Annotated in this window: 12 protein-coding genes; 4 read left to right on the forward strand and 8 right to left on the reverse strand. The window is 68.6% G+C overall.

Annotated elements, in window-relative coordinates; all coding sequences use genetic code 11:
• Positions 1-45 precede the first annotated feature (45 nt).
• Positions 46-396, forward strand: a complete 351-nt coding sequence (locus JHC79_RS12800) for a hypothetical protein (RefSeq protein WP_296391314.1) — start codon at positions 46-48, stop codon at positions 394-396.
• A 16-nt stretch (positions 397-412) separates the two neighbouring features.
• Here the strand turns inward: JHC79_RS12800 and ilvA are convergent, their stop codons facing one another.
• Positions 413-1,615, reverse strand: a complete 1,203-nt coding sequence (gene ilvA / locus JHC79_RS12805; protein WP_296391316.1) for a threonine ammonia-lyase — start codon at positions 1,613-1,615, stop codon at positions 413-415.
• A gap of 78 nt (positions 1,616-1,693) precedes the next feature.
• Positions 1,694-3,055, reverse strand: coding sequence for a neutral zinc metallopeptidase (locus JHC79_RS12810; protein ID WP_296391319.1), 1,362 nt, complete (start codon positions 3,053-3,055; stop codon positions 1,694-1,696).
• A 96-nt stretch (positions 3,056-3,151) separates the two neighbouring features.
• On the opposite strand from JHC79_RS12810, the gene JHC79_RS12815 reads away from it, so the two are divergent.
• Positions 3,152-3,865 carry an LpqN/LpqT family lipoprotein gene (locus JHC79_RS12815; protein WP_296391321.1) on the forward strand — a complete coding sequence of 238 codons (714 nt, stop codon included), beginning with the start codon at positions 3,152-3,154 and terminating at the stop codon, positions 3,863-3,865.
• Positions 3,866-3,880: 15 nt separating this feature from the next.
• Here JHC79_RS12815 and JHC79_RS12820 read toward each other — a convergent pair whose 3' ends face one another.
• From JHC79_RS12820 to JHC79_RS12830, 3 genes are all read right to left on the reverse strand, one after another.
• Positions 3,881-6,964, reverse strand: coding sequence for a BREX system ATP-binding domain-containing protein (locus tag JHC79_RS12820; protein WP_296391323.1), 3,084 nt, complete (start codon positions 6,962-6,964; stop codon positions 3,881-3,883).
• A gap of 73 nt (positions 6,965-7,037) precedes the next feature.
• Entirely contained in the window at positions 7,038-8,210 is a 1,173-nt protein-coding gene (locus JHC79_RS12825) for a cystathionine gamma-synthase (protein ID WP_296391325.1), read from the reverse strand.
• Positions 8,207-9,613 (reverse strand): cystathionine beta-synthase, encoded by a 1,407-nt coding sequence (locus JHC79_RS12830; RefSeq protein WP_296391327.1) that lies wholly within the window; start codon positions 9,611-9,613, stop codon positions 8,207-8,209. The genes JHC79_RS12825 and JHC79_RS12830 overlap by 4 nt, the downstream gene beginning before the upstream one ends.
• 111 nt (positions 9,614-9,724) lie before the next feature.
• Between JHC79_RS12830 and JHC79_RS12835 the strand changes: the two genes are divergently transcribed.
• Together JHC79_RS12835 and JHC79_RS12840 are read left to right on the forward strand one after the other, a co-directional pair.
• Entirely contained in the window at positions 9,725-10,681 is a 957-nt protein-coding gene (locus JHC79_RS12835; protein WP_296391329.1) for an SGNH/GDSL hydrolase family protein, read from the forward strand.
• A gap of 44 nt (positions 10,682-10,725) precedes the next feature.
• A complete protein-coding gene (locus tag JHC79_RS12840) occupies positions 10,726-11,949 on the forward strand; it encodes an acetyl-CoA C-acetyltransferase (protein ID WP_296391331.1) in 1,224 nt (407 codons plus the stop codon).
• Here JHC79_RS12840 and JHC79_RS12845 read toward each other — a convergent pair.
• The 3 genes from JHC79_RS12845 to JHC79_RS12855 form a co-directional block, all read right to left on the reverse strand.
• Positions 11,942-13,462 (reverse strand): MDR family MFS transporter, encoded by a 1,521-nt coding sequence (locus JHC79_RS12845; RefSeq protein ID WP_296391333.1) that lies wholly within the window; start codon positions 13,460-13,462, stop codon positions 11,942-11,944. The two genes, JHC79_RS12840 and JHC79_RS12845, sit on opposite strands and share 8 nt — an antisense overlap.
• Before the next feature lie 137 nt (positions 13,463-13,599).
• Positions 13,600-14,475: a Bax inhibitor-1/YccA family protein gene (locus JHC79_RS12850; RefSeq protein WP_253659516.1), complete on the reverse strand. Its 876-nt coding sequence runs from the start codon at positions 14,473-14,475 to the stop codon at positions 13,600-13,602.
• 136 nt (positions 14,476-14,611) lie between these two features.
• On the reverse strand, positions 14,612-14,800 hold a 189-nt coding region (locus tag JHC79_RS12855; protein ID WP_296391339.1), incomplete at its 5' end, for a hypothetical protein.

Genomic DNA, 14,800 nt, shown 5'->3' on the forward strand with positions numbered 1-14,800 from the left:
CGGGGCAACAGAGAATCTTTAGACACCGCGAGTGTCATGGAATTCATGACCACCACAGTGATTCTCACGATCAACCCCGACTCCGACGCCGGCACCCTGGCGCAGCGACTGCTCCGCCGGGGGTGCCGCGTCGCGGTCCTCGGACCGGATCTGGCTGCCCTGCTCGACGCCGTCCGAGGTTACGGTGCCGGACGCGCGGCGGTCTTCGTCGGCGACATGGCCGACCCCGCCGAGGCGGTCCGCCTGCGAGCCCTCGCCGAAGAGATGATGGGGCCCGCGGACGTGATCATCGAGGCCGAGAAGACCGGTGCCACCGACGAGATCGCGTCGGTACACCGCCTTCCGGTCCGACCCGCCCACGGCCGCACGGTCCCGCATCACAGCGCCGTCGCCTGATTCGCCGCCGCCTTACTCACTCCGCCGGATAGCCCGCTTCCGCGAGCGCGGTGCGCACCAGATGTTGGTGGTCGGGACCACGCGTCTCCACGCTCACCGTCACCTGCACCTCCCCCAGTCGCAGCTCGCCCGACACCCGCGAATGGATGACGTCGACCACACTCGCGCCGGTGTCCCGCAGCAGTTCCAGCAACGACGCCAACCCGCCCGGGCGATCGGGAACCGTCACGGCCACGGTCAGATAACGTCCCGCGGCCTGCAGTCCGTGGGTTGTCAGATGTGACAGCAGCAGTGGGTCGACGTTCCCGCCCGAGAGCACGGCACAGACCGGTCCCACCAACCCCAGTCCGACCGGGTTCATCATCGCCGCCACCGCAGCGGCACCGGCCGGCTCCACCAGCAATTTCGCGCGCTCCAACATCATCAGGACCGCCCGGCTGATCGCGTCCTCACTGACCGTCACCACCTGATCGACGAACTCCGCCACATGGGTGAACGTCACCGCGCCGGGCATCGCCACCGCTATCCCGTCGGCCATCGTGCTCATCGACGTCGCCCGGGTGGGCGTGCCTGCGGAGAGCGAATCCGGCCACGCCGCAGCCTGTTCGGCCTGCACACCGATCACCCGTACGTCCGGTTTCGCCATCTTGATCGCGATGGCGAGTCCCGCCAGCAGACCACCACCACCGAGGGGCACGACGACCGTCCCCACATCCGGCATCTGCGCGGCGATCTCCACGCCCACCGACGCCTGCCCGGCGACGATGTCCTCGTGGTCGAACGGATGGATGAGGGTCGCACCGGTCTCGTCGGCGAATTGCTGTGCGTGCGCCAGACTCTCGTCGATGATCTCCCCGGCCAACACGACCTCGGCGCCGTAGGCGCGGGTGGCGGTGACCTTGGGCAGCGATGCACCGGTCGGCATGTACACGCGGGAACTGATACCCAACGTCGAGGCCGACCACGCCACACCCTGCGCGTGGTTGCCCGCACTCGCGGCGACGACCCCGCCGGCACGCTGTTCGTCGGACAGCCCCGAGATGCGCACGTAGGCTCCGCGGGGTTTGAACGACCCGGTGCGTTGCAGGTTCTCGCACTTGAGCCACACCTCATGCCCGCAGGCGTCCGATAGCGCGCGCGAGGCGACCATCGGCGTGCGTCGCATGACGGGTGCCAGCAGGGCCACAGCCCGATCGATCTGCTCGGCGGTGATCAACATCTGTCGACGGTAACCGCTACCGCGACCGCCCGCGGGAACCCACGGCCCCCGGACCACCCGTCTCGCGACCCGCCGACGTCAGGACGTCGGTAGGCAGGGCTTCGCGCCGTCGATGACGCCGCTGCGGTAGGCCTCGGTCCGGACGAACCCCGCACCCTGCCGGTCGGCGTCGCCGGGTCCGCGGAACGTCAGCAGGGCCTTGATGGCCTCGTCGAGGTCGCCGGGCGACAGCGAGTAGCCGCTCGTCGCGTTCCGGTTCTGCAGCAGCACACTCGCGGTCCAGGCGCCGGCGAGACAGTCCGCACGCTGGGAGCTCGTCGCCTCGTCGGAGGAGTCCCCCATCTGCGTCAACGCCGCGATCCCCCACTGCGTCGCCAACAGCGCGGCGACGGCGAAATCACCACCCTCGTCGTAGAAGCCCTGCATCGAGTCGTTCTCGAAGCCGACATAGTTGTCCGGCACGCAATAGAACAGCAGGTACCCCTCCGCCGAGGTGTCGCCGCACGCCGGGGCCTGTGACCCGAACGGGACGACGCGTCGCACCGGCGTCCACTGCTTCCCGGTCAGCTCGGGATAGACCTGCGACCAGTAGTCCTCGAGATCCACCGGCACGCCGGCGATGATGTCCTCGTACGGCGCGTCCCCGCCGGCGGCCGCGTCGGCGGCACTGCTGAACGGCAACTCGACGACCGCGGGCGCACCGTCGCGATAGCCGGCGCACGTGGTCGGTCCGTTCTCGTACCCGTTCTGGAATGCGTTGATGCGGTCGAACCCGCTCCCGTGCGCCGATGGGTCGTCCGCGGCGGTACCGGGTTCGTCACGCAGGGACAGGAACCCGGCGAGTGCGCGGTCGAGGTCGACACTGGAGACCTGGTACTCATCGGAATCGATGGCGTGCCTGCTCCACGCCCCGGAAAAGCAATCGGCCTGTATCTCCCGCGTGACGGTCATGCCCTCGAAGTCCGACCGCGCCTGCAGGGCATGGCCCCACTCGTGGGCGAGCACCACCGGGATCACGAAGTCGCCATAGGTCCTTCGTAGGTCGGGCAGTAATCCCTTCACATCCCAGGCGACGACGTCTTTCGTCGCGCAGTAGAAGGCGTTGCCCGCGATGTCCGACGCCGACTCGGCACACGGCGGCAGCGGACCCGTCCCTGGATCGACCGCGTAGAAGCCGCCGGTGACGGGTTCATACGCAGCTCCGTCGTAGACCTGCGGGTACTCGGTCGTCCAGTAGCCCTGGATGTTCGCGATCGCACGCGCCACCAGTACGTTGACGGGGTCGGAGCGGTCACCGTTGATCGGTACCGAGGGGGCGTTCGACGACGACGAGGACGTCTGGGGGCCTTGGCCGCCGGTCGGTCCGGAGGAGCACGCGGTCGCGATCGTGACGATCGCCGCGATGATGACGACGGCGGGTCGAACTCGGGTCAGACGCATGTCGCGCAGTCAATCAAGGCGGGATTGAAGAATTCATGGACCTCCCGGTGGCGAGGATCCAATCGGTTTCCAATTCGCGATCTTTATCTTGCGTTCATGAAACTCACGAAGATCGGATCGGCGACCGTCGTCGTCGGCGCAGCGCTCACCCTCGTACTCGCCGGCTGCTCGAGCAGCTCCGACTCCGCGTCGGAATCGTCCACGTCCGCATCTGCCCCGAGCTCGACCTCGAGCTCGGCGGCGCCGTCCACCGGCGAGATCACCCCTCGACCGGTCGACGCCACCGGCGCGAACGCGACCATCGCCGACTACATCAAACAGAACAACATCACCGAGACGCCGATCAAGATGGGCGACACGACCGCACCCACCATCGACCTCCCGATCCCGGAGGGCTGGACCCCTGCAGGCGACAAGACCCCGGACTACGCCTACGCCGCAATCGAATACACCGGACCCGACGCGTCGTCGGCGTCCTACACCCCGAATTTCGTCGCCCTGCTGTCGCGACTCGAGGGTGACGTCGATCCGCAGAAGCTGATCGACCTGGCACCCGGCGAGGTGAAGAACCTCAAGGACGCCGAAGTCGTCGACCAACGCACGACCACCCTGTCGGGTTATCCCGCGTACGACATCGCGGCCACCTACGACCTCGAGGGCACCGAGGCATTGAGCGCCCAGAAGACGGTGGTCATCCCCGGCGACGGCGTGATGTACATCCTGCAGCTGAACGGCACGAGCGATCAGGCGCAGGCCGAGATCCTCGGTGCGGCCGCCAAGGCGATCGACGCGGCGACCATCTCGCAGTAGGGCGAGCGGTCCGCCTCAGCCGGCGTTGCCGCTGAAGTGACCGTCGACGACGCGGCCGTCGGTGGACCGGAGCCCCCGGTTCACCGACGGCCGTTTCTCCCATGCGATCTCACCGGTGGTGCGGGCCATGAGTTCGGCGCGGTGGATCGAGGCGCGAGCGTCGTCGAGGTGACCGTGCACGTTCTCGACCTCGGCCAGCAGCCGGAGGTAGAACGGGGCGAAGATCCGCATGCCGCCGGAGGTGTGGAGCGCGATGCCGTCCCTGACACCGACGGTCGTGTCCGGACCGCCGACGGCCATACCGCGGGCCCACTCGGCGATGATCTGCGTCGAGCCGAGAAGGTCTTTCGCGCCAGCCCGGTTCAGTGTCTCGATCAGCTGCTCGGCCTCGGCTGCGGTGCCGGCCACGACACCGCAGAACGCGTTCACCTGCAGGGCGTTGACCGAGATGATGGCCTCGGCGAACGCGTTGGACCGGGACCGGGCCAGCGCGATCCCGTTGTGCGCCATGGCCCGTCCGGTCGCGGCGTCGCCGAGGGTGGCGTGGGCCAGGGCCGCGACACCGAACGCGCGGACGTCGAACAGCAGCAGGTTGTCGCGGGCGGGAACCGCGGGCACCCGGGCGTGCAGCCGGTCGACGGTCGCTATCGCCGCAGCGGGTTCCCCGCGCATCAGTTCGGCGACGGCGCGAACGTAGTACCCCGCCGCCCCGGCCGCCGGATCGCCGTCGGCGTCGAACTTGGCGATGAGTCCCTCTCCGAGAGCAGCCGCCTCGCGATGAGCGGCGGTACCCACCAGCATCGCGCAGCGCAGCGCGACCGCGGAGGTGAACAGCGACGTCGGCGACATGGCCGAACCGACCTCGAATGCCCGCGCCAGGGCTTCGGCGGCCTCGGTCGACGTGTGCCCTTCGAGGACTGCGAGCACCGACGCCCGCTGCATCCAGTGTCGGGCCTCGCGTTCGAGCCGGGAATCACTGCGCGGCAACCGCTGCGCCATGTCGAGGGCGTGTTCGGTGAGATCGGCGATGTCCTGGTATTCGGCGCGTGTCACCGAGTGCTGCAGGGCACGATCGATGAGCCCCGCCGCGACCTCGGGTTGGAGTTGTTCCCCGGCCCGCCACGCGTGATCGGCGGCGGCGATGGTCTGGTCGTAGGCGCCGACGTCGGCCCGTGCGGCGTACGCGCCGGCGATGCGTGCGTGGCCCCACTCGCGGCGGTCGACGGGCAGGTCGTCGGCGGAAACGTGCCGGATCACCGCGTGGGTGAACCAGTACCGTTGCGGCGCCTGGGCACTCGGGGTGAGGATGCCGATCCGGCACGCCGGACCGAGGCGTTCGCGGAGCTCGGAGTCGCTGAGGTCGAGCACCTCGGCGAGCAACGCCGACTCGACGACGACCCCGAGGAGCGCGCCGATGCCCAACGCGTCCCGGGTGCGTCGCGACAATCCGGCCAGGCGTCGACGTACCACCCCGGCCACCGCGTCCGGGGGGACGTCGATGTCGATACGCCGGGTGTCGGCGTCGAGGTGTCCGCCGGTGTGCAGCAACCGGGCCAGCTCGCGGGTGTGGAACGGGTTACCGCCGGTGCGTTCGTGGATGGCCGCGACCAGATCGGGATGAGCCCGTACGCGCGTCTCGACGGTGACCAGTTCACCGACGGCATCGGGGGCGAGTGGTCCGAGTCGGATGGTCACCGTGTCCGATCTGCTCAGCAGGCGGTCGAAGGCCCTGGGGCGCAGCGGGCGATCCGGTCCGGCGTCCTGCCAGGTGACCACGACGAGCAGCGGGACCTCGCGAAGGCGATGTGACAACACCTCCAGGACCTCACGGGTCGGCCGATCCGCGCGGTGCAGGTCGTCGAGGACCAGGACGGTCGGGGTCGCGCCGACCAGCGTGACGATCACCGTCGCGATCTTCTCGGCGTCCTCGAAACGGGAGCCCACCGTGGGATCCGTCGTCGCACCCACCGATGCCGGGCCACGGGTGGAGAGGATCTCAGGGGCGAACACACGCGCTCGTGCGACGTCGTCGGGATCGGCGTACTCGACGAGACGGTCGACGATGTGCACCCAGGTCCACATGGGTGGCTCGCGGACACCGTCGGTCTGTGTCGACCACGCGAAGACGAACCCCTGCTCGAGGGCGTCGTCGACCACTGCCGCGGCCATCGACGATTTACCGGTGCCGGAGTCACCTCGGATGACCGTCATCGCGCCGTGTCCGCGTGGCGTCGTCGCCACCAGTTCGGCCAGCACCGACAACTCGCGGTCGCGGCCGACGATGCGATGGTTGCGCGGGGTGTCGACGACCGCGGTCCGGAGTTCCAGTCGCAGTGGTGCGTAGTCGAGTTCCGCGGACTCCCTGGTGATCTCGCGCCGAAGGTGTTCGAGTGCGGCTCCCGGCGCGACCCCGAGTTCGTCGTCGAGCACCGTCCGGGCGCGCTGATAGGTCGCCAGCGCCTCCGCGCGCCGCCCGGACCGGTACAGCGCGACCATCAGCTGACCCCACAGTCGTTCGTGCAACGGGTCGATGCGCACCTGCTCCTCGAGTCCTGGGATCAGCTCGGCGTCGCGCCCGAGCTGCAGTCCCGCCTCGTAGAGGCCCTCGGCGGCCATCGTTCGCAGAGCACTGAAGCGGTGGACCGCGGCGTCGGCGAACCGGTGGTCGCGGAAGTCGAACAGAGCGGGTCCGCGCCACAGATCGAGCGCGACACGCAACGATTCCTCGGCCCGCGTGGCGTCACCGACGGTCAGTGCCTGTCGACCTTCGGTCGTCAGGCGCTCGAACGTCGCGATGTCCAGTTCGTCGGGGGCGACGTCGAGGCGGTAGCCGGTCGCGTCCGTCACCAGCGCCCGCGCACCTGTCGGGTCGCCGTCGGCGAGGGTGCGGCGCAGGTTCGCGACGTAGGCGCGCACCGAGGAGATCGGCTTGGCCGGTGGCGTGTCGTCCCACACCAGGTCGACGAGGGTGTCGAGGTCGACGCCGGACCCGGCGTTCAGCAGCAGGATCGCGAGCACCGCCCGCTGCTTGATCCCGCCCACGGCGAGGTCGCGCCCGTCGGCGCGCACCACCATGTGTCCGAGAAGTCGGTACTCCACCCGCGGATTCTAAGCATTTTCTCAGCATCGCGGGGGGCTTGTCGCGCAGCCGTACGGCGCGCACACGATCAGATCAGCCGAGCGCGTTCTCCACGTCGCCGAGCAGGTCGTCGATGTCCTCGATCCCGACCGAGAGGCGCACGAGGTTCGCGGGGACCTCGAGCAGCGACCCGGCGGTCGAGGCATGCGTCATCGCAGCGGGATGCTCGATCAGCGACTCGATGCCACCCAGCGACTCGGCGAGGGTGAAGATCTCGGTCCGCGCGCAGAACTCCTGCGCGGCCGGGGCACCACCGGCGACCAGCACCGAGATCATGCCCCCGAACCGCTTCATCTGCTTCGCCGCGACCGCGTGGTTCGGGTGCGACTCGAGGCCGGGGTAGAGCACCGACTCGATCTTGGGATGCGACTGCAGGTAGTCGACGATCTTCTCGGCGTTGTCACTGTGCCGGTCCATCCGCACCGCGAGGGTCTTGATGCCCCGCATGGTGAGGTAGGCGTCGAACGGTCCGGGGACCGCCCCGGCCCCGTTCTGCAGGAACGCGAGGTCGGCGTCGAGCTGCTCGTCGTCGGTGACCAGAGCACCGCCGACCACATCGGAGTGTCCGCCGAGGTACTTGGTCGTCGAGTGCAGCACGACGTCGGCGCCCAACCGCAGCGGCTGCTGCAGGTAGGGCGAGGCGAAGGTGTTGTCGACCACCAGCTTGGTGCCTGCCTCGTGCGCGACGCCGGCCAGCGCCTCGATGTCGCCGATGTTGAGCAGCGGGTTGGTGGGCGTCTCGACCCACACGAGCTTGGTGGCAGGTGTGATGGCCGCTCGCACCGCGTCGACGTCGGAGACCGCGGCCACCGAGTAGGTGATCCCCCACTGGGTGAACACCTTGTCGATCAGGCGGAACGTGCCTCCGTAGGCGTCGTTGGGGATCACGAGGTGGTCGCCGGGGCGCAGGGTGGCCCGCAGCAGCGCGTCGGTCGCGGCCATGCCGGAGGCGAAACCGCGACCGTAGGAACCGTTCTCGATCGCGGCGAGGTTGCCCTCGAGCGCCTGTCGGGTGGGGTTGCCGGTACGGGCGTACTCGAACCCGCCGCGCATACCGCCGACGCCGTCCTGCGCGAAGGTGGAACTGGCGTAGATCGGGACGTTGACCGCACCGGTCAGCGGGTCGGGTTCGTAACCCGCGTGGATGGCCTTGGTGCCGAAGCCCTGCCAGCTGCTGGCGTCGACACGGCTGCGCTGTTCACTCATGACGAGGCTCCGATCCGGGGGGAGGAACTGACGAAGGCGAGCAGGTCGTGCCGGGTGATGACACCGATCGGCTTGCCGTCCTCGACCACCATCAGCGCGTCGGACTCCGACAGCGCCTTGGTCGCCGCGGACACCGGCTCACCGGCGCCGATCAGCGGGAACGGCTCGCCCATGAACGACGACACCGGGTCGGCGAGACTCGCGCGACCCTCGAACACGGCGCTGAGCAGTTCGCGCTCGGTCACCGCACCTGCGACCTCGCCGGCCATGATCGGCGGCTCGGCGCCGACGACCGGCATCTGCGAGACCTCGAACTCGCGGAGGATCTCGATGGCGTCGCGCAGGGTCTCCGACGGATGGGTGTGCACGAAGTCGGGCAGGGCGCCGGACTTCCCGCGCAGCACGTCGCCGACCGACGGGTCGCCCTTGTCCTTGCCGTCGAGCGGGGTGCGCAGGAATCCGTAGCTGCTCATCCACTTGTCGTTGAAGATCTTGCCCATGTAGCCGCGGCCACCGTCGGGCAGCAGGACCACGACGATCGCGTCGGGACCCTCGCGCTCGGCGACCTTGAGCGCGGCCACCATCGCCATCCCGCAGGATCCACCCACGAGCAGACCCTCCTCACGGGCGAGGCGACGGGTCATGTCGAACGAGTCGGCGTCGGAGACCGCGATGATCTCGTCCGGGATGGACGGGTCGTACGCGCTGGGCCAGAAGTCCTCACCGACACCTTCGACGAGGTACGGCCGACCGGTACCACCGGAGTAGACCGATCCCTCGGGGTCGGCGCCGATGATCTTCACGCGTCCGTCGGACATCTCCTTGAGGTAGCGACCGGTACCGGTGATGGTGCCGCCGGTGCCCACGCCCGCGACGAAATGCGTCACTTTCCCGTCGGTGTCGGCCCAGATCTCCGGTCCGGTGGTCTCGTAGTGGCTCTGCGGCCCGGCCGGATTGGCGTACTGGTTCGGCTTCCACGCACCGTCGATCTCGCGCACCAGCCGGTCGGAGACGCTGTAGTAGCTGCCCGGATCCTCCGGCGCCACCGCGGTCGGGCACACCACGACCTCGGCGCCGTACGCCTTGAGGACGTTGCGCTTGTCCTCGCCGACCTTGTCGGGGCACACGAACACGCAGTGATAACCACGCTGCTGGGCGACGAGCGCCAGTCCCACACCGGTGTTGCCCGAGGTCGGTTCGACGATGGTGCCGCCGGGCTTGAGCTCCCCGGAGGCCTCGGCCGCGTCGACCATCTTGACGGCGATGCGGTCTTTCGACGACCCACCCGGATTGAGGTATTCGACCTTGGCGGCGACCAGTCCCGACCCCGGCGTGACCACCGAGTTCAGACGGACCAGCGGGGTGCCGCCGACGAGGTCGACGACGTGATTTGCGATGCGCATGTCCCCATCGTTCCAGATCGGCGCCGACGCGGTTGCGGCGTCCCGCTGAACTTTCTCCCGCACCGATAGGCTCGGGGTGTGCCAGCATCCCGACGGCGAGTGGTCCGCGACGTGACCGCGTCCATCGCGGCCACCGCGGGCAGTGCCGGGGCCGGGTGGGCGGCGTGGAATTTCCTCAACGGTCAGGCACGCGCGGCACGCGCGGTCATCCCCCATCGCACCGACAACGCGCCCAACGGTGACGGCATCTACCGACCCGACGGGTCGGGCCCGATCCGGGTCACCCCGAGCGTGGGCGCCGACATCCACATGATGGTGTTCGGCGACTCCACCGCCGCCGGGCTCGGTGCGGAATCGGCCGACGAGACCCCCGGCGTCGCCCTGACGCGGATGGTGGTGCGCGAGACCGGCCGGTCGGTCCGGTTGAGCACGAAGGCCATCGTCGGTGCGACATCGCGCGGTTTGTCCGGCCAGGTCGACGCGATGCTCATCGCGGGTAGGCCGCCGGATGTCGCGGTCATCCTGATCGGCGCCAACGACATCACCGCGGTCAACGCGCCCTCCCCCGCCGCGAAGCGGGTCGGAGCGGCGGTCCGTCGTCTGGTGGAGGTCGACGCCAAGGTCATCGTCGGCACGTGCCCGGACCTCGGGGTGGTGACGGCCATCCCGCAGCCGTTGCGCTCGGTTCTGCGTCAGTGGGGCTTCCGGCTCGCCGCCGCCCAGACCCACGAGGTGCGGGCCGCGGGCGGGCGCCCGGTGCCGTTGGCCGACCTGCTGTCGCCGGTGTTCCTCGCGTCGCCCGACCGAATGTTCTCGTCGGACAACTACCACCCGTCGGCGGCGGGGTATCAGCTCGCCGCCGAGACCCTGCTGCCCGAGGTTCTCGCGTCGCTGGGCGAGTGGGGTACCGGGCCGCTCCCCGACCCCCCGGAGGTCTCGGAGTTCGCCGAGAACAACCGCCTGGTCGTCCGGGTCCGTCGGCGCCTCGGGATACCCGTCCGATTGCGCCGCCGACGTGCTGACGCGACCGTCGGTAGCGATCGCTCTGCCGGTCGGAGCATGGCGTAACGTCCGGTTCGCAATCTTGTTGTGCACACACGAGGAGTCACGTCATGCCCGAAGCCGTCATCGTCTCGACCGCACGATCTCCCATCGGACGGGCGGTCAAGGGATCGCTCAAGGACCTCCGCCCCGACGATCTCGCCGCGCAGATGGTCCAGGTCGCTCTCGACAAGGTCCCCGAGCTCGATCGCGCCGACGTCGAGGACATCCACCTCGGCATCGGCCAGCCCGGCGGTGGCGGTGGCTTCAACATCGCCCGCGTCGTCGCGGTCCAGCTCGGTCTCGACCACGTCCCCGGCGTGACCGTCAACCGCTACTGCTCGTCGTCGCTGCAGACCACCCGCATGGCGCTGCACGCCATCCGCGCGGGCGAGGGTGACGTCTTCATCTCCGCAGGCGTGGAGAGCGTCTCGAGCTACGGAATTCTGGGCAATTCCGACGGATGGCCCAACAGCAAGAACCCGATCTACGCCGACGCGCAGGCCCGCACCGAGAAGAACTCGCAGGGCGGCGCACCGGTCTGGACCGATCCCCGCGCGGAGGGGCTGATCCCCGACGTCTACATCCCGATGGGCCAGACGGCCGAGAACGTCGCCAGCTTCACCGGCATCTCCCGAGAAGACCAGGACCGCTGGGGCGTGCAGAGCCAGAACCGCGCCGAGGCCGCCATCAACTCGGGCTTCTTCGAGCGCGAGATCGATCCGGTCACACTGCCCGACGGCACCGTGGTGTCCACCGATGACGGCCCCCGCGCCGGCACCACCTACGAGAAGGTGTCGCAGCTCAAGCCGGTGTTCCGTCCCGACGGCACGATCACCGCGGGTAACGCCTGCCCGCTCAACGACGGCGCCGCCGCACTGGTCATCATGAGCGACACCAAGGCAAAGGAGCTCGGCCTCACGCCGCTCGCGCGCATCGTCGCCACCGCGGCCACCGGTCTGTCGCCGGAGATCATGGGTCTCGGCCCGATCGAGGCCATCCGCAAGGTGCTGCGCCTGTCGGGCAAGACCATCTCCGACATCGACCTGGTCGAGATCAACGAGGCGTTCGCCGTGCAGGTGCTCGGCTCGGCCGCCGAGCTGGGCATCGACCACGACAAGCTGAACGTCTCCGGCGGCGCGATCGCGCTGGGGCACCCGTTCGGCATGACCGGCGCCCGCATCACCACCACGCTGATCAACAACCTGCGTACCCACGACAAGACCTTCGGCATCGAGTCGATGTGTGTCGGTGGCGGACAGGGTATGGCGATGGTGCTCGAGCGCCTCAGCTGAGTCGCGTCAACGCCTCCGACGAGCCCTGCACCGAGATCTTGGGCGCAGGGCTCGTCTCGTCGGGGTCGACCATGTCGGGGTGCACCGACGCCTTCGGCGCCCTCACGAACGCGACGATCACGATCAACACCAGGCCCAGGACACCGGCCACGGTGAAGACGGTCCGCACACCGTCGGTGATCGCCTCCGCGTTCGCCACGCCCGCAGCCCGACCGTCGGCCGCGACCACGGTCATCACCGTGATGAACAGCGCGGTTCCGGCGGCGCCGGCGACCTGTTGGAACGTGCCGAGCGCAGCCGACGCGTGTGAGTAGCGATGCGGTGCAACCGATCCCAGAGCCGATGTCATCAGTGGGGTGAAGGTCGCCGCCAGGCCGAGGCACAGGGTCATGTTGGCGCCGGTCAGCAGCCAGGCCGAGGTCGTCGTGTCGACGGTGGTGAGCAACCACACCCCGGCGGTGATCAACACCGCACCGGGCATCACGAGCACGCGCGGCCCGCGCAGATCGTAGATCCGTCCGACCACGGGTCCGGCGATGCCCATCAGCAGACCGCCGGGCAGGGTCAGCAGACCCGTCGACAACGGACTGAAGCCGAGGACGGCCTGGGCGAAGTACGGCACCACGATGAACGTGCCCATCATGGTGGACATCGCGACGACCATCGCCACGATCGCCAACGAGAACTGGAAGGAGGCGAACACGCGGAGGTCGAGCAGCGCGCGGTCGGTCCGCTGCAGCAGCAACTGCCGGGCGACGAAGGCGCACAGCCCGATCACGCCGACCGTGAACGGGATCCACACGGGTACGGCCGAGCCGTGGTCGGCGGCCTCACCGATACCGACCAGACCGTAGACCAGACCACCGAAGCCGAGAATCGCCATCGGCACCGACACCACGTCGATCGGCACGCTCACCGTCGGCGACACCGAGCGTACGCAGACCGCGCCGACGACCAGTGCGGCACCGGCGATCGGGATCATCACGCCGAAGATCCACCGCCACCCCAGGTGATCGAGAACCAGTCCCGAGAGCGTGGGGCCCAGTGCGGGTGCCACCGCGATGACGACGGAGATGTTGCCCATCATCACGCCCCGGCGGCTCTCCGGGACCAGCGTCATGACGGTGGTCATCAGCAGCGGCAACATGATCGCCGTGCCCACCGCCTGGACGACTCGCGCGACGAGGAGCACCTCGAAACCGGGTGCGACGAACGCGAGGATCGTGCCTGCGGTGAAGGACGACATCGCCGTGATGAACAGCGGTCGGGTGCCGATCCGCTGGATCAGGAAACCGGTCAGCGGGATCACGACCGCCATGGTCAGCATGAACACCGTCGTGAGCCACTGACCGACGCTCGGTGGGACGCCGAGTTGCTCCTGGAGCACCGGGATCGCGACGCTCATGACCGTCTCGTTGAGGATCACGACGAACGTCGCGACCAGGAGCAGACCGATCACGAGCACATGGTCGCGCGCCAGCCGGTCGGTCGCGTCGGTACGCGTGATGGTCATGGGTCTCCTCTTCGTGCGCTGGAAGCAGTGTCGCCGGGTATGACTCGCGCACGCAAGGAAAATAATCGCGGCTCACGACAGCGGCCCCACACCCGAAGGTGTGGGGCCGCTGAGGTCTACTACGTGGTGTCCGGTGACTAGTCGGAGTTGAAGTAGCTGAGCAGTCGCAGGATCTCGACGTAGAGCCAGACCAGGGTCACGGTCAGGCCGAGGGCGATGCCCCAGGCGGCCTTGGCCGGTGCACCGGCGCGGATGAGACGGTCGGCCGAGTCGAAGTCGATCAGGAAGCTGAACGCGGCCAGACCGATGCAGACGAGCGAGAAGATGATCGCGATCGGACCACCGCTGCGCAGACCCAGGCCCTCACCGCCGTTGAAGAACCCGACGACCAGGTTGGCCAGGATCAGCACGATGACGCCGACGAGACCGGCGAACAGCATGCGGGTGAAGCGCGGGGTGACGCGGATGGCGCCCGTCTTGTAGACGATCAACATCCCGCCGAACACGCCGAACGTGCCGAGTACGGCCTGCCCGATGAGCATCCCGGCCGAGATGTCGCCCGCCACCACGAAGTTGGCGAACACGAACGAGATCGCACCGACGAACAGTCCCTCGAGCGCCGCGTACGAGAGCACGATCGCGGGGTTGTCCTGCTTGCGACCGAAGGTCGCGATCATGACGAGGACGAAACCGCCGAGGCCACCGACGAGCAGCAGTGGCATCGCCAGGCCCTCGTTCTGGTGGATCAGGAAGTAGGAGATGAGGGCGGTGACGATGAGCACGCCCAGGGTCGACGCGGTCTTGGTGACTACATCGTCGATGGTCATCGACCGTGCGCCGACCGGCTGTCCGGGGCGGGCGTACGGGTCGGTCTGCTGAGGCTGGCCCAGCTGCTGGCCCATCACGGCGCCCTGGCCGGCCCCGGCCATCCCGGTTCCGAACCCGGCGTAACCACCATTCTTCTGGTTGTCGCGGAGTACGCCCCGCATGACCGGATTGCTACTTTCTCGCACCGTCTGGTCCCTTCACTAAGTTCGATCGGCTCGATCAATTCGTCCACACTGCCCATGGCCGTCAATGGCGTCCGGTGTCACCGTGAGCGACTGTCACGTCAACGATCGACACGGTGTCCGAGTTCCGAGGTCGACTTTACCTACTCTTGACCATTGCCGCAGCGACCGCGGCATCGTCGGATTCGGTCAGTCCGAAACGATCGTGGAATCGGCGCAGTGGTCCCGGTGCCCACCAGTTGGCCCGACCGGCCAGCCGCATGAACGCGGGTACCAGCAGCACTCGGACGAGCGTGGCGTCGACGAGCACGGCGAGCATCAGCCCGAG

It is taken from the genome of Williamsia sp. (genome assembly GCF_016462415.1).
Lineage (GTDB): Bacteria > Actinomycetota > Actinomycetes > Mycobacteriales > Mycobacteriaceae > Williamsia_A.